Annotated in this window: 13 protein-coding genes; 3 read left to right on the top strand and 10 right to left on the bottom strand. The window is 38.7% G+C overall.

The window, feature by feature from the left end:
• Positions 1-2018: 2018 nt before the first annotated feature.
• Entirely contained in the window at positions 2019-2456 is a 438-nt protein-coding gene (locus tag G399_RS0115610; protein ID WP_006010865.1) for a hypothetical protein, read from the bottom strand.
• Positions 2457-2568: 112 nt separating this feature from the next.
• Positions 2569-3237, bottom strand: a complete 669-nt coding sequence (locus tag G399_RS0115615) for a hypothetical protein (protein WP_006010866.1) — start codon at positions 3235-3237, stop codon at positions 2569-2571.
• A gap of 832 nt (positions 3238-4069) precedes the next feature.
• Between G399_RS0115615 and G399_RS0115620 the strand changes: the two genes are divergently transcribed.
• Positions 4070-5005, top strand: a complete 936-nt coding sequence (locus G399_RS0115620) for an integron integrase (protein WP_026843798.1) — start codon at positions 4070-4072, stop codon at positions 5003-5005.
• Positions 5006-5324: 319 nt separating this feature from the next.
• On the opposite strand, the gene G399_RS22800 is transcribed toward G399_RS0115620, so the two are convergent.
• The gene (locus G399_RS22800) at positions 5325-5450 is read right to left on the bottom strand and encodes a hypothetical protein (protein ID WP_006010868.1); all 126 of its coding nucleotides are present in this window, start codon (positions 5448-5450) and stop codon (positions 5325-5327) included.
• A 522-nt stretch (positions 5451-5972) separates the two neighbouring features.
• On the opposite strand from G399_RS22800, the gene G399_RS0115630 reads away from it, so the two are divergent.
• Positions 5973-6173: a hypothetical protein gene (locus G399_RS0115630; protein ID WP_006010872.1), complete on the top strand. Its 201-nt coding sequence runs from the start codon at positions 5973-5975 to the stop codon at positions 6171-6173.
• A 97-nt stretch (positions 6174-6270) separates the two neighbouring features.
• On the opposite strand, the gene G399_RS20855 is transcribed toward G399_RS0115630, so the two are convergent.
• From G399_RS20855 to G399_RS0115650, 4 genes are all read right to left on the bottom strand, one after another.
• A complete protein-coding gene (locus tag G399_RS20855; RefSeq protein ID WP_051288591.1) occupies positions 6271-7566 on the bottom strand; it encodes a metallophosphoesterase in 1296 nt (431 codons plus the stop codon).
• A 254-nt stretch (positions 7567-7820) separates the two neighbouring features.
• On the bottom strand, positions 7821-9053 hold the full coding sequence (locus tag G399_RS0115640; protein ID WP_006010876.1) for a hypothetical protein: 1233 nt from the start codon (positions 9051-9053) through the stop codon (positions 7821-7823).
• Positions 9054-9705: 652 nt separating this feature from the next.
• Positions 9706-10122 (bottom strand): hypothetical protein, encoded by a 417-nt coding sequence (locus G399_RS20860; protein WP_006010880.1) that lies wholly within the window; start codon positions 10120-10122, stop codon positions 9706-9708.
• Positions 10123-10217: 95 nt separating this feature from the next.
• Complete coding sequence (locus G399_RS0115650) at positions 10218-10898, bottom strand: hypothetical protein (protein WP_006010882.1); 681 nt, start codon at positions 10896-10898, stop codon at positions 10218-10220.
• A gap of 405 nt (positions 10899-11303) precedes the next feature.
• On the opposite strand from G399_RS0115650, the gene G399_RS20865 reads away from it, so the two are divergent.
• Complete coding sequence (locus G399_RS20865) at positions 11304-11912, top strand: integron integrase (RefSeq protein ID WP_006010884.1); 609 nt, start codon at positions 11304-11306, stop codon at positions 11910-11912.
• Between the two features lie 775 nt (positions 11913-12687).
• Here G399_RS20865 and G399_RS0115660 read toward each other — a convergent pair.
• The 3 genes from G399_RS0115660 to G399_RS21345 all read right to left on the bottom strand — a co-directional run bounded on the left by G399_RS0115660 (position 12688) and on the right by G399_RS21345 (position 15378).
• Positions 12688-13272 carry a hypothetical protein gene (locus G399_RS0115660; RefSeq protein ID WP_006010887.1) on the bottom strand — a complete coding sequence of 195 codons (585 nt, stop codon included), beginning with the start codon at positions 13270-13272 and terminating at the stop codon, positions 12688-12690.
• A 105-nt stretch (positions 13273-13377) separates the two neighbouring features.
• Entirely contained in the window at positions 13378-14421 is a 1044-nt protein-coding gene (locus tag G399_RS0115665; protein WP_006010888.1) for a hypothetical protein, read from the bottom strand.
• 72 nt (positions 14422-14493) lie between these two features.
• On the bottom strand, positions 14494-15378 hold the full coding sequence (locus G399_RS21345; protein WP_006010889.1) for a GIY-YIG nuclease family protein: 885 nt from the start codon (positions 15376-15378) through the stop codon (positions 14494-14496).
• Between the last annotated feature and the right edge of the window lie 391 nt (positions 15379-15769).

The following is a 15769-nucleotide window of genomic DNA, read 5'->3' on the forward strand; positions in this document are numbered from 1 at the left end:
AATTTATTAATAATGCATGGTGCGGGTTGCACCAGAGAGTTGATTAAGAATGTATGGTTAACGTCACGCAAGAGAATTTATTTAGGATGCGTGGTGCAGGTTGCACCAGAGACTGATTTTAGAACGCGTGATGCAAGTTGCACCAGAGACTGAATAAAGATTGTTAGCACCGGTGAAGAATCGAAATTATTTGCCGCAGCATAATTGATCTTCCCCCGAATTTTTAGACACTATTCATTCGGAAAAAAGTTTATTGAGCGCTAAATTCCAGTTAATGATCAAAAACCTAGTTCAATTTCAGGCCAGTAGTGATATGCCTGATGCAATGCTCGAGACTAACTGAAATAACCAGCTTGACGCCAAAAGCTCCACTGTTTTCAAACAAAATAGGTTGGTTGCAAAAAGAGCTAGCGCAGAATACTTGCCGTGCTTTGTAGGCGAATTAGATTGAGAGCAAACACTAGAAACTTAATTTTAAGTGACAATATTACTTGGACACTTCACTTCCACAACACCACTCTTCATCCCTGTATTATTGACACAACTACCAACTGCGTGGAACGATTGACACCGTATAACTTGTGATTTTCCAATAAGCAAGCTGATCGCCTTCCAGCTTCAGATAAAGTGTTTTTCCAACATAGTCTGGCACGCCTACTGAAACCCAATGTTGATAAGATAGAACTTCATAATCTTTGCCTGCCTCAACCAATTCATAATTGGAACCAAGGAGCTTCAATTATGAATTGGTTGAGGCACCTATAGAAATTTCCTTAGTCGGAAATGGAGAGTAGTTTTTTTCATACTTATTAAAATCTGTAAGCGCCCAACTGGAGCCTGTTGGATTGGCGGCGCATCCACTTAGCAATATAAAAACTAAAAGAACTAATATATGTTTCAAGATTTCCCCTTGTTTATTAAAGCTAATATACTTTAATCTCGGCACCAGTTTAGCCAAAGCTTGATAATAATGTAAATATAATTATTTGTGTCCATCGGGCACTCAGCCAGTTATAACAAATTTATAAAAACCTCCCAGTTTTACTCAAACGTACTAAAAGAATGATTTTTATTTCAAACCCTAGCTAAAAAGTGTGAGCTTTGCCATCAATTCTATTGTTTACAAAAGAGATGCACCGCAGGCTTGCCGTGTTTTGAAGGAAAAGGGCGTATTACAGTGGCAATAACCATGGCCATTGATATATTCGTCTAACCACAGTTACTTTGCGCTCAATCTCATTTGTGGCCAAAATATTGATGTCAATCCAACCGACCGTTCACTTGAGTAAACAGAATTACCATATTGTTCAACGCTAATTTGGTGGTCAAATAAAGTACGCCAAAGCATTTTTTTTGAGTACCGAGGGAAATTGTTTTTGCTTCAATGGCCAAGAAAATGTTGAATTAGAGTGGCTTTGCTATGATTTGTTTTTTAAACATAAGTCCTTTAAATTTCAAGCGACGGAAAGGTATCCTTAGCCCCCCTTTGCTATCAAAACACGTTGATTACAAAAAACATAGCTGACTTACCATAGTGACTCGGCTTTAGTTAGTTAGGGCTTTGAATACAAATTGGTTTGAGTACAAAAAGGCATTTGCTGAAAGCAAAATATTTAAGGTTCTTGAGGCTGCGGGCTATTGACTGCAAAAATATTAATGAGTAAAAGGTAGATTAAGTCGTCCGGATGGCAAGATTAGATAGTGCGACGGACAAGAATGAGCGAATTATATTCGTTGGTTAGCAATGTCGTGATGGACTGCTCTGAGCGATAACCGGCCGTTCAAGTAATATATGAATTTTGGGATTTATCGATTTTTTCGAGTGGTATCCTAATGACAAGTGATCCGTCAAACCGGACCTTAGCAGTTTATCTTGGATGGTCGCTGACTCTTACGAAATCCGCAGCCAGTAACGCCCTGTTAACAGGAAATAAAATAGTTGGTTAAAATAAGCGACGAAGGAGCAAAAACCAACTGTTTTTTATCCTTGTTTAACAGCTTGTTATACATAAACACACCTAACCATAACTAATAGGTCTTGGTGATTGATAATTTGAATCTCTATATGAGCATTTACAACTTAAACAATTCCATGAATTAGTCCCACCACCTTGAAGGCGAATTAATTTTTGTTCTTGGTCATAACATTGTTGGCAAAAAGGCCCATCTTTATCTTCATCTTGGCCTACAAAGTAATATGGCTTAGACCAAAAAACTGAATCTTTCGTGTTGAGTTGATTCCGTAGCTCGGTAATAATCTGGTCTTTTTCGATTAGAATAGTTTGAACATCCGCTAATTCCATTTTTATATCAGCTAATGAGCTTATTAACTCAGCAATTTGTAGTTTAACTTCTGCTTTTTCAAGAGAAGTACCGCTGTTTTTGATTAGCTTGGCAATGTCCGTTGCCGTTTTGATACTGCCAAGTGCAGATCCTAAAATTGCGATATCAACCATATGTATCCTTTATGTATAACGCCTTGCTCAACGGCGTAGCAAGTTGGCGTGTATTTTTGCGGTTTTTTTGCAAAAAGCACGACAGCTTGCTAAGTCCGCGTGCAGCAATTTGTCAAGCGCAGATTTCACGCCATTGCTCAGCCGGTTTGATATTACTTTCCGTGTCAAAGAAATTGCTAGCATCATCTGTATTTCGTGAAACAAGTGCGTTTATTTTTTTTGATATTTCGTCATTAGATAATTCAGTATTTTCAACTATAGTTCTGAATTTAATGATGAATTTTATTTCCTCATCTTTATCGTCTGGCTCTTCATCTCCACGAAGCCCATACCACTTATCTTTGTCGTTACCAAATTCATGCACCTTTTCTTCATATTCTGTAGCCGGGAATACTTTATAAGCGCTCTTGGCAATATCCAATGGTGTTTCTAAATCTGCACTTGGAATGAACTGCCAGCGGAGAATTTTATTGGAAGCAATATCCAGTGCATCTTGCAAAGCCCGATATCTATCATCAGCCTTTTCTTCTACTTTAAGGCTACGTGCATCATAAGCTTGGCTTTGCTGCCTTTTCTCGTCAGCTCTCTCGACTTTTCTTTCTAGAGATCGAAAATGAGCAATAGTTGTCACTTCATTGGCGATGTCTTTTGCAGACTTATTGCCAGCTTGGCCTTTGGCTTTGGCTTTCTTATTTGATGGCACACTTTCTTCACCTGAGAATATGCCGCCAAGTATTATCAATGCTACAACTATTATTATTGCCCATACCCACCAACTCATTTAGAACTCCTTACTTTTGGCGCATAACGCCCGATTAACAGGCAAAAAATTGTGGGCTGAAATGGCGACGAAGGAGCAAAAGCCAACTGCTTTTGTCCTTGTTTAATTTTTTGTTATGTTTTTAGGCCTAGGGCGACTAATGCCGCCCTGCCAAAGACTACAAAAGTAACAGCAACAAATAAGCCGAAGCTTTAATGATGCGAGCGATATCAATCGTAATCTCGATTTTCGAAGTTTTAAGGGTGAACATATAGTTCTCCAAAATAAACCCCGAGCCGGCTCAGGAAAATTAAACACCTGAGCTTAACGTCACAGGCCAGTGACGCCATACTTTGGATTGCTGCCCAAAATATGGATTGTAGTGAAGGTACCAGCTTCACCAACAGGGTGTGGTACCAAAAATATCAAAGGTCTGGTATGACAAAGCCGGGTCACGGCTCAATGATATTTATGCACCCCTAACATAAAGTATCGGTTGGTCTAGCACTACCAGACTCCAATACTTCAGCATTCTTGAAAAACATAAAACTTATTATGAAGACAGTATTGTAACCACTAGATATTGTCATTTTAATAAGCCTTCATATTTTATTACTTTCAGTAGCTTACCTTGTTTTTGATTAATATTTCTACCGTTTTCTGTGTGTTTACTATGCATGCATGGTAACCGCGCATGCTGTTTCAATTTTTATTTATATAAAACAACAACCTAATGTTATTTGACCTATGAATTGATGTTATTACTATGCGAGCATTGTAACAACACCAGCACATCTATCCCTAAGTACTGGAATTATCTGGCCTGTAGGACAATTCACCATTTTTAGAAAGTATTCGACATGTCATGAGAACAAAGCACTATTCAATACAAACCGGGCTTACGTATCTGTTGTGGATAAAACGATTCATTTTATTTAATCATAAAAGGCACCCAAAAGACCTCGGCGAGCAAGAGGTAACACAATTCCTAACTCATCTCGCGGTCAATCGAGAAGTCACGTCATCCACCCAAAATCTGGCGCTATGCTCCATTGTATTCATTTACAAGCATATATTTGAACGAGAATTAACGCTCCTTCCCGATGCGGTTAGGGCGAGAGCGCCTACTAGAGTTCCTACTATACTTTCACATAAAAAAGCGATGCTAATCATAGGGTTAATGAAGCCCAAATATAAACTGATGTTTTCACTGTTATATGGCAGCGGTTTGCGCAAAGCAGAACTGCTTAAATTGCGTATTAAAGATATCGACTTTGAGGCTAAGACAGTATTTGTATTTCGAGGAAAAGGCGGTAAAGACCGCACCACAATGTTACCTAAAAAGCTCATTGAGCCATTAAAGAGTCAAATGGAAAAAGTGCGTTCAATACACCAAAAGGATATTGCAGAGGGCTCAGGAATGACAAGTTTGCCGCCAAGTTTAGCCAGAAAGTACCCAAATGCTGTGAAGGAATTTAAGTGGCAATACTTATTCCCATCAACGACGCGTTGTGAACACGCGTATGATGGGTATTTCTGTCGACATCATCTGCATAGCACTGCACTAGGAAGAGAGTTGAAGCTTGCGGTTAAGAATTCTGGCGTAACAAAGCATGTTACCGCCCATACGTTTACGCACTCCTTTGCTACTCAACTGCTAATATCCGGAGCAGATATTCGCACCGTTCAGGAATTACTGGGACACAACGACTTAAGAACAACGCAAATCTATAAGCATGTGATTGGTCAGCATTCGTCAGGCGCAATAAGCCCATTTGATATTGATTAAAGTGGGCGGACAAATGTCCGCTTTTGTTCAGTTCCTTTCTAAACGGTATTAATCACCTACAACATCTATCAGACACCAAATAACCCTTAAAATTGTCACAAAGAAGTTTTATTGATTGTTCGATCCCAACCTGTTCACCAAAATCTCAAAGGTCGGCTATAGGTCGTTTTTTGTCATTTTAGATGAGCGCAAGGGTGATAAATTATTGGCAAAATTGAGTTCCATCGATGGAAGCTCGACTGGCCCCTAATGGCACACAGTGGACTTTCGGATTGCATATAGAACTTGGTAATGACACTAACCGGCCGAACAAGCCAGCTCAATATTCTTCGTGTTCTTGCTGCTCTCTTGCGCCTGCCCAGCCAACACCGCTTAACCGACTTTTTTTAAATAACATTTTGTTATCAACTAGAAACTGCTTGCATAACCGGGTTGATAACAACATCTTTGATCCCAACCTTTCCGCACACAAGTTATTTGATATCAAAAACCATCAATAGCCAGAAGCTTCGTGTTCTTTGCAAACAAAATAGGTTGATTGCAAAAGAGCACCGAAGACTCGCCGAGTTTGATTGTGCTTTGTAGACAACGTGCCTTGAGGGCAAAAGAAGAGCATTCCAGCAACAATACGATGGCCATTGAGAGCATTCGTCTAACGACAGACATTTTGCGCCCAATCTCATTGTGGCCAAAATATTGATGTCAATCCAGTCGACCGTTCACTTGATTAGAAACAAATATGACATTTTTCAAACTCTTTTAAGTTGGCTTATTTCACTATGCCATTGCACAGTGTCCTGTGGGTGCGAATAAACCTAACCACAGTGACTAGTCAACTAAATAGGCCTGAGATTAAAGCGCATAAAAATCAATGTCTGTTGAATAGGATAATGACATCGTTTATTCTCAAAGCCTGAACTAAAAGGGAATTAGGAATGGCATGTTGTTCATATACCAAGGAGACCTAGTGAATACTGATAAACCAATTCACCAATGTATTAAAGATAAAGATCCAATATGTGTAAATTGTAAATATTACATTAACTTGGCAGGCGTGGGGTTTGGTATGCGTTGCTCTTATAACTTTAGTAAAAAAGAAGGGGAATTACCCGAAAAAATACCATCTCGGTATCACAGTTGTGAGCATTTCAAACTTTCTAAGAAATAACGCAAGTCTTCAACTGGCATTTTTAAATACTAGTTGAAGATAAAGCTGAGATTACAACCTTTGACCTAAGGATTATATGAGCTGCGTAGCAATAAGCTTAATTAGATAGCTTAAAGTTAGCCCTTTCAAGTACACCGTTAACGAAGGGTCTTTTTGCTTGATCCCACTCATACGACACCAATGCCTTGTCCTCTCGCCCCGAATAATCAACACACACCACCCTACTAGTAAGAGGTTCAGGCTCTCCGGTAAGTTGATAATGACCAATAAAAACGGGGGGCACATTATCTGGATACCCTAAAGATTTGTTATCGCCGACCATTTTTATATCCATTAGTGATTCTTTAACGACATCTTCGACTAACGCAATTTGCGCATAATTTTCAACTTGTTCTGGTGGGGTCCACCATTTAACACGAACCATGTTGCGGATCTTACCTGTAAGATCCCTGAACGTTATGTCAATTGGTAACTCCATCTCAACACCTTTCATTAGTGTTTCAGTAGCATCATACAAGGTACTACCTTTTTGGAATGCCTCTTCTATGTACTCCTCTTTAATTTGATTAGTCTTACTTAACATTGTTTTAATCTTTTTGATGTGGTCGGGGTCCCAGCAAGCATGGATAACTCGATAACCTTCGCCATTTAAAAACAGAGGTAAGGTCTTAAACCAGTTAATTACAGAAACTGTCTCCGCATGCCCGATAGGATATTCTAAAAGGAAATCTTGATGCTGTTTTTGATTACTAGTTGAATGTTCCCGCAACGGCTTGCCGTCTGCACCAACTGTATGGTAACCGATAGCGTTAAATTCGTGATTACCCATAACGGCAGATGCATAGCCCATTTCAACCATTGGCCTTACGATATCAATTACACGCTTGTGATAATCACCCCTATCTATGAAATCGCCTAAAAATACAGCATGCCTTCTATCGCAACAGTAAACTCCAAATTTACGTTGATAACCTAACGACTTTAACAATTTCTCTAGCTTATCTGCATTAGCGTGTATATCTCCAATAATGTCATGATATTGAGAATGTTTGCCTGAGCAGCTATTGAAGGAGGGATAGCTATAACTAGAAACAACATCTATATCGTTAACTTCATCACCAAAATACGTAATAAAATTAAAATATACAATAACAAAGTAGCCCTCATCTTCATGCTCAATAACTACAGCAGAGCCAGTTTTCACATACGGACTTTTCCTGACCATATCTTCAAGCTCAGAGTCACTCATTTTCGTTAACTCTAATGATATGGAAATATTTAGCTTTTCCGCATATAAACCACCATGAAATACGGATAAATGCGTGGCATTAAACTCTGCAACTTTTACATCTTTCGGTTCGAAATAATATTTGGAATTCTTATGCTGCATCATTTGATTGACCCTATGTCCTTATTCATCAACGTACTCACCATCTATTGAAGTATTATAATAACTATCTTTGGTAGCGTAACCAAAATAATCGTATCCAATAGTATGCTACTTTGTTGTAACGTATAGTTATTTCACTTTAGATATGCGTTTAGTTCATGTCGCGGATACAAGCAAAGTCAAAGTCAGGCTTGCCAATGCGGAAAATATCAAGTACTACATATAAGCGCCTTGGAAACACCGAGCTTATACGGACATTAAAAAATGTCTTTAAAAATATGAAATACTCGTTTGGTTCTCTCTAACTCGTCATCTAAATGAGATTTCCCTTTTGACGCTAGCAAAAGGTCTTGGTTTGCCTCTTTCAGAGAGGTGTGTTTAATTAGAAGGTAATAGTTAATTAAAACAATAAAATTATTTTGTAATCTATAGCTATATCTAATAGGCGAGTTATCTTGGAGTCCGCTGTGAACATTAGTATTTCGATAGAGTCTGATATTCTCTAAATATAGCCATTCAATTTCAGCGTTACTATGGAGTGCACTTAGCATTTTTGATATTTTGCTGCGATCTTCTCCATTTACCAACAATAGCGTTTCAAACGTTGCCCATAGTTTTATTACAGCAATGTTATTATCTGGCTCGTCTAGTGCCCTTGCAAACCTAATCATAGCTCCTACAATATTTTCAGCGAATCCTATTTGTTTCATTTTAACTAAACGATATGTAACGTTCTTTCTGAGCAAAGCATCATTTGAATAGTTTATTGGCACTCTGTTAACAAAATTAGGCTCAAAATAAACAGGCCTAGAAAGTGCTACCCCAGTTTTATCATGGAGAGTATGTATTTTGCCATACATAACCTTGTTTACTGGCTGCCACTCATTGCCAAATAACAAGTCAGAGGCATTTACATCCAGATTGATTAGCCCTCTTATAACATCTAATGCTTCTAAGGCCCTTTCCATAGCTTCCTTGCAATATCTTGACCTTACAAGAACAGTTACTATCGTATAGCCAGACGGCATTTCATCTTTTGATATTTGACTTCCCTGCTCAAGTAAAACCTTACTTCGATGAGTTAAATGACTAGGACTATGGTGATGGAATTGAATCTGGCAATCCAATAGTTTGACGTTGAACCCCCTTAAATTTTCATGTGAAAGCGAAATGCTTGTCAAAAGAGTATATTCTTCCTCCTGTTTTTGCAGCTCAGAAAGGCAGGTCGCTTTGAGTGTTTCAATAAAATGGTTATCGCTTTTATCATCACTCCTTAGATACTTGTGCAGTGCCGTTGATACTGCAAATTCGAGATTCAAATGCTTGGTCCTTGGCGGGAAAACAAATATGTTTAGCAAAAGGTCCTTTATGTTCGGATATATACTAAGGTCTTCCGTCGTTACGTTCCCTTCACCGTTAAGCGGGAGGGATGCTCGCACTTGAGCTAAAACGATACTTAAATTAAATTCCTTTTTTACCTTTATTTTCAAACTGCTCTCCTTTGTGTGAACCCTAAGCTCCTCGTCTACACCCTAATAGACTCAATTGAAGAAAAATGGCTATCAGAAAGTTAAATGACGTTGCTTTCTGCTCAGTGTAGCTCTAAAGCAGGATGAAGTGGCAATGTTAATTTTGTCGTCTCAATAGAGGTGTTTTAATGGCATGCCAAACGTCCCTACTTACCATAACGTCTCTTTATGTGACATGCGCAAATGAGTTTTCGTCAACATCGGGCTGCAAGGCTTAAAAGTGAGACTTTAATGAGGGACTTGACGGCTATTTCAATGAGATAATAATTGGTCAATTTGACTACTTTTGATTTTTGAGTGATTGATGACGAATCGACTGTTAATGCAGTATTTCAACCCAATAGGAGTAAAGGCATGCTGATAAATAGAAGACAACTGCCTTTCTGGTGAAATCGAAAAATCCTACAGAGCGTATACAACTTGGATAGAAACGCTTTACTAGTTTGACAAACACCGCTAGCGTATTGCTAAAGTGTTTTTTATTGAATCCCTAACTCGCAAGGCCCCCCATTTCAGCTCATCCATCGGAAAAGCAGGAAAATCTGGGCGCACTAGGCATTTTCTAATCGCCATTTTTAACTCGCTCCCACTCCTGCTTAAGAACGATTTGAGACTAAGCTACTATACGTTGACCGGCGTCTTCGAATTCAGATGCGTCAGCTAATTCTTTATTAATTGAATTTATAACCTTTTTATCTACTGATTTAATAAGGCGGATTAATTCTTGATGGTCAGTTTCTTTGGGGTTAATCAGGAGCTTTATAACTTGAAATTGTTCAACAAACTTTCCGTATTCTGCAATAGCATCATCGGTTGTCACTGAACCATTGGCATGGGCTGAAGGCAGATGATGAACTATACCAACTAACGTTGCTAATTCATCTCGAAGCCGATTAATCCATGCCTGACGGCTTGACGAAACAACAGAAGCATTAATTTGTTTTTTGGCGACAATAATGCTCACTAGTGGGCCAACTATTACTGCAACCAAGGCCGTTATCGCACTTACTACTGGTGGTTCAAAGTTCATTACGTCTCCTAATATATGAGGTCTTAATAACCGGACCTTTCAGATTTTGGTCAACCCTTTTGATTTCTATGATGGAGGCGGCTAGTTTAGGAACTTTACCTATTTGGTGATTTTTTAAAAAGTACGACTCGAATAATCAGCATTATGAGCAAAGGCATTATAATTAACGACGCTTTTGGTTCGCTTACAGCTATTACCTCGACTTCATCGCTTCTTGCAAACATAGGTAACCAATCAAATACACCATCGTCTACATTTATTTGAATGCTCACATTGGGGGCTGTATCAAAGCTTAAAATTTCAGTGACCGAGGGTAGTTTAGTGTCCGAAATTGCATCGTTCCCGGTAAAGTCGTAAAACGTGATGCTGGCAGATATATTGGCTATGTCGAAATAATCAGCTAACTCGTTCTCATAAAAGGTAGCGACTCCGCCAGTTTGGAGTATGTAACGGTCCCAAATTCTTCCGCTACTATCGAGGTAGTCATGGGTAACTTCTGCTCTGCCACCTATTCCAGAAAAGTTTAGTTCACCCATCTCAACGCTAAAAAAAAATTCGTCGAAGTAGTGAAAAGCGCGATTGGGCTCAAAATTGGATATTCTGGAGACGCTTGCAGGATCATATTGAAATGTTGCTTTCATATCATCACCGTACTCCAATAAACCTGAAAATATAGAGTCGAGCTGAGTAATGCTGCCTTCTACATTGATCTTTATAGAGCTTCCGTAAGCCGCCGAACAAAACACGGAGAGTGCTAAAATTATAGTTTTTACCATATTAAAATCCTTCTTAAGCTGCGAACGCCCAATATACTTTAATTTTTTGCCAGAGTGTTAATTAGTATTGTCAGTATCTTGTTAATTTGCAGCACAACTTGAGCCAATTTTGCTTCGATTTGCACTCAATATTGACCCTGTTGTGAATTGATAAAGCATTGAATCTTATTGCTACTAAAGGAAATTATATGGTCCACGTTTTCAATGCAAATGTGGGGTAGTTAAGCGTGCAAATTAACAAGTCACATCATCCACTCAAAATCTAGCACTATGCTCCATTGTATTCATGTACAAGCATATATTTGAACTAGAGTTAACGCTCCTTCCGGATGCGGTGAGGGCGAGAGCACCTACCAGAGTTCCTACTGTACTTCCACATAAAGAGGCGATGCTAGCATAGGATTAATGAAGCCCAAATATAAACTGATGTTTTCACTGTTATATGGCAGCGGTTTGCGCAAAGCAGAACTGCTTAAACTGCGTATTAAGGATATCGACTTTGAGCCTAAGACAGTATTTGTATTTCGCGGCAAAGGCGGTAAAGACCGCACCACAATGTTACCTAAAAAGCGCATTGAGCCATTAAAGGGTCAACTGGAAAAAGTGCGTTCAATACACCAAAAGGATATTGCAGAGGGCTCAGGAATGACAAGTTTGCCGCCAAATTTAGCCAGAAAGTACCCAAATGCTGTGAAGGAATTTAAGTGGCAATACTTATTCCTATCGACGACGCGTTGCGAACACCCGTATGACGGGTATTTCTGTCGACATCACTTGCATAGCACGGCACTAGCAAGAGAGTTGAAGCTTGCGGTTACGAATTCTGGCGCAACAAAGCATGTTACCGCCCATACCTTTAGGCACTCATTTGCTACTCAACTGCTAATAAGTGGCGCAGACATTCGCACTGTTCAGGAATTACTGGGGCACAACGACTTGAGGACAACCCAAATCTATACACATGTGATTGGTCAACATTCGTCAGGCGCAATAAGTCCATTTGATATTGATTAAGGTAAGCGGACAAATGTCCGCTTTTGTTCAGTTCCTTTGTAAACGGTATTAATCACCTACAACATTTATCGGGCCCTAAATAACCCTTAAAATTGTCACAACAAAATTTTATTGATTGTTCAATTTCAATTTCAACCTGTTCACCAAAATCTCAAAGGTCGGCTATAGGTCGTTGTTAGCCCTTTTAGCTAAAAACCAGAGCGACAATTTAGTGGCAAAAATCAATTCAATTTAAGTAATGCCCACTGACGGGTTTTGGAACTGAGCCGAACGTCAATAGTGAGCGCAGGCCGTGTGAAAACTATTTTGCTGCCGTTGAAAATAGTTCGCTCTGTAGATGAAACAAAGGATTATCCTCATATTATCAGTAACATTGAATGTAGTGATGATTTTTAAGTCCAAATTACATTCAAAAATCTATAGATTAGAGTTTTCACACGGCCTGAGCGAATAGCTGCCGTTAACTCAAACCTAAATGGCAGTCAGCTCAACTGACAATTGCGGTCATTGAGAGAAGTATACCCGGCTTCATATAGAAACGCGGCTCTCAGGTTTCTATGGAAAAGGAGTTTACTATCAATTCTCAATTATTTTGCAAAGCGGCCACCTGCAAAACATCAGACCCACTCGGTTATAAGAGCTGATTTTGCAATCGAGAATGCCGTTAACTTTGGTGTAGATATTACTGAGTTTCTCTAACCCACATGTTTCCATTGAAACCATATAGTTCGTAATTGAAGTCAAAAGCTATATTGAAGACAAGTCTGTAAAAAGTCTATTTAGTTTTGACATATTCATTTGGTGTGTACACCTCCTCAATTCTATATAAGTCTTCTGGTATATGTTTTGCCAACCACTGCATGGGGGGAACGTTATGAACACAAAGCCTATATTCTCGCTCATGACTGAATCGCATAGGTTTTGTCCAGCGAGATAATGGATTCTTCTTGTCTTCAGCCATTGGTATTTCTTTGTTCGTGTATACTACTGGTTTCAAGTTAATTTCCGCGATGTTTTTTAAAATTGGATTACAGGCGAGGCTGCTACAAACCTTATTAGCAAAAACCTCGGGTTCCAAGATTAATAAACCCAAATTGTAGTCATCGAATTTTTTTAAATTGGAAAGCCCTTCTTGGTCAGTTACAGAGCAGCTCCAGATATATGTTGAATGATTACCGAATAGAGTAAATTTCTTTCCATTTGCATGCATAAGTTGCTGCCCCTCAAATGAATCGCTCACTGCGCTTTTTAAGTGCCGATAATATTGCTGCTGGGTTATTCTAAGTTCACCGTTTATAAAAGAATCACGATGCTCATTGAGTCTGTACTGAATAAATAGATATTCATTTTCTCTAAACATTTAGTCTCAGTTTATTATTTCAGATAGGCAGTAATTTATGCTGAGAATATAATACGAAATACAGAACCGGGATAGTAGCAGTAACAAGCAGTGCAACTTTAAGCTTTACGATGAAATAGAACAAATAGCTGCTGATGCGTTTCTCTTCCCATCTAATTCAAATCTAATTAAAACATTTTCATCGTCAGTAATTTCGAAAACAAGTGAAATATTACTTTTTAAAATCTTAAGAAGCTTAGTGAATTCACTGTCGCTGTTTGAGAGCATAAAGATTAAATTAACGTCGACATCTACATATCGTGGGACTACCTTGGACTTAAAGACTATATTTTTGTCGGGGTCAAAGATTCTGATAGTGCAGGTTTCAGGAAGACTAGCTTCTTCGTCATCTGTTAAAACGATTTCTTCGGATAAAAATACAAAGTAATCAGATTTTGGAAGTGTAAAAAACTTTTCGTAAAAATTTGCAGACAATTCAGTGTCCGGGACGATGTCTAGGTTTATCAAATGAAACTTGCCATTGAACTTAGTCGCTATGATCCATTCAACACGCTGCCAAGTTTCGCTAAACGTCAGCCGACGCTCTCTTCTGTAAATGCCTGTTATGCTTGTTTCATTCTTTAAATCGGAAATTCCAATGTCATTCTCTGAAAAGTCGTCATTGTTATTTTTTAAAGAATCCGCAGCTGACCGCAATTTTGCCCCGCCGAGCATAAGAGTAAAACGGTCTGATAAAACCATATCTTCGTACTCTTTGGCCTTCTCAAATGGGAATTTTTCGAGGTCACTGGCCTTAAAATGACCTGCAATATAAGTAAAATCGTCGTGGCTTAGTTTGTAGTCATAGCCTTTCTTTTTAATCTTAAGAACCAGCGTAATGAATTCGTTTAACCTCAAACTTCCTAAAAGATAAAAGACCAAAAATTTGATAAATTTTTGACTATCCGCTCCTTTTTGTGGGTCGAAGGAATTAAGAAGCCGTTGCGCCCGTGAGGCGTTTAGAGAGTGCAGAAAGCGTTTAGTTGTTGATTCATCTAGCTCAAGTAGATCGCTGCCCAATTTGACAATACGACTTAAGTCAGAATTCATCAACTTTGAAGCTATGACTATAATAATAAGAATGACAACGACTAATGCAAATGCTTCCATGAATAAGATGTTCCCTATATAGTTTTAAATTGCGCGTCAAATGTATCAACACAGCCCGTTTGAAAAAAGTAATCATCCTGATGAGCTCCCAAGTTTTCGACTAATATCTTTTATCTTTTGATCAATTGTTTGCATTTCGTTCTTTATTGAGTGGAGTTCTTTTTTGGCGTCCACATGAGTAATTAACTTCGCTGAATCTGGCAGCACAAACTTAGTTAGTGATTTCCAGATAAAAACTAGGAGGTTTTCAAGACGAAAAACAGCAAGCATAAGTAACATTACTCCAAAATAACCAACGATTGTAAAACCAAAAATCGAGAAAATCACATCTGATAAATCACCGTTTCGTGCAATGTAAATAGCAAAACATACAACCGCAATCCAGATAAGGATAAAAGTATAGATTGAACCAAATAAACTGGAAATAAGGCCAGATAGTCTTGAGCCTACCGACACTAGGAAACTTTGTCGTTTAGATAATATAGTCTTGTACTCAGAGGCTTGTTTTTGAAGTAAGTCTTTTTTATTCAGAAGTTCTTGTTTTTCCCTATTAAACTTGAATACTTCGCGTTCCTTTTGTTCTTTTTGCCGCAAGACTGTTTGTTTAGCTTCCTTAATGCGCGTGGCTTTTGCTTTTTCTTCATCCCGTATTTTCTTTTCGACGATTTGTTCTGGGGTTGGGATTAGTTTGTTTATGATCTGTATTGCTTTGTCTGCATCAAGCTCAAAAAACTCTCTATTTTTACTAACCCTATATTTTGCTAATGCTTTGTGAGCTATCTTTTCGTATTTTTTGTGTTCGCCAGCGGGTACTCGCCATGAAGCAGCAACCTCAAATGGCGTCGGGACTCCTGTTGTATGAAGTTCTGCGGCTCTCTTTTCAGGACTTGACGTTGTCATACCAACTTTGATCGTACCAATTATGCTTTTGTTGGTGAGAACGTAAACGAAACTCATAAAATCCCTTTTGTTTCTTGACCGTTCAAAACAAAAGGATACCATTTTTATTTTTTTATTAACAAAGGTATTAAGGACATGTCCTTTGCACTACCCAACACAATATTACTTTAATAACAACGAATCGGCCGTTCAAGCCTGTTCGATGTATGCTTCTGATACGCTTTTTGATGTCACTCTATTTATCAAGCCCTTATCCATCCTTGAAACGGTCCCAAAAAACTTTAAACACTCCCTTTATATCTAAGCGTGGTTAACCAACTTAAAAAAGGGCCGCTTATGGCACGAAGTGGACTTTCGGATTGCATATAGAACTTGGTAATGACACTAACCGGCCGAACAAGCCAGCTCAATATTCTTCGTGTTATTGCTGCTCTTTTGCGCATGCCCA

It is taken from the genome of Brumicola pallidula DSM 14239 = ACAM 615 (assembly GCF_000428905.1).
GTDB classification, from domain to species: domain Bacteria; phylum Pseudomonadota; class Gammaproteobacteria; order Enterobacterales; family Alteromonadaceae; genus Glaciecola; species Glaciecola pallidula.

Coding starts and splice junctions, on each gene's coding strand:
- G399_RS0115610 (WP_006010865.1), bottom strand. CDS start 2,456: ATGGTTGATATCGCAATTTTAGGATCTGCACTTGGCAGTATCAAAACG.
- G399_RS0115615 (WP_006010866.1), bottom strand. CDS start 3,237: ATGAGTTGGTGGGTATGGGCAATAATAATAGTTGTAGCATTGATAATA.
- G399_RS22800 (WP_006010868.1), bottom strand. CDS start 5,450: ATGTTGTTATCAACCCGGTTATGCAAGCAGTTTCTAGTTGATAACAAA.
- G399_RS20855 (WP_051288591.1), bottom strand. CDS start 7,566: ATGATGCAGCATAAGAATTCCAAATATTATTTCGAACCGAAAGATGTA.
- G399_RS20860 (WP_006010880.1), bottom strand. CDS start 10,122: ATGAACTTTGAACCACCAGTAGTAAGTGCGATAACGGCCTTGGTTGCA.
- G399_RS0115650 (WP_006010882.1), bottom strand. CDS start 10,898: ATGGTAAAAACTATAATTTTAGCACTCTCCGTGTTTTGTTCGGCGGCT.
- G399_RS20865 (WP_006010884.1), top strand. CDS start 11,304: ATGAAGCCCAAATATAAACTGATGTTTTCACTGTTATATGGCAGCGGT.
- G399_RS0115660 (WP_006010887.1), bottom strand. CDS start 13,272: ATGTTTAGAGAAAATGAATATCTATTTATTCAGTACAGACTCAATGAG.
- G399_RS0115665 (WP_006010888.1), bottom strand. CDS start 14,421: ATGGAAGCATTTGCATTAGTCGTTGTCATTCTTATTATTATAGTCATA.
- G399_RS21345 (WP_006010889.1), bottom strand. CDS start 15,378: ATGAGTTTCGTTTACGTTCTCACCAACAAAAGCATAATTGGTACGATC.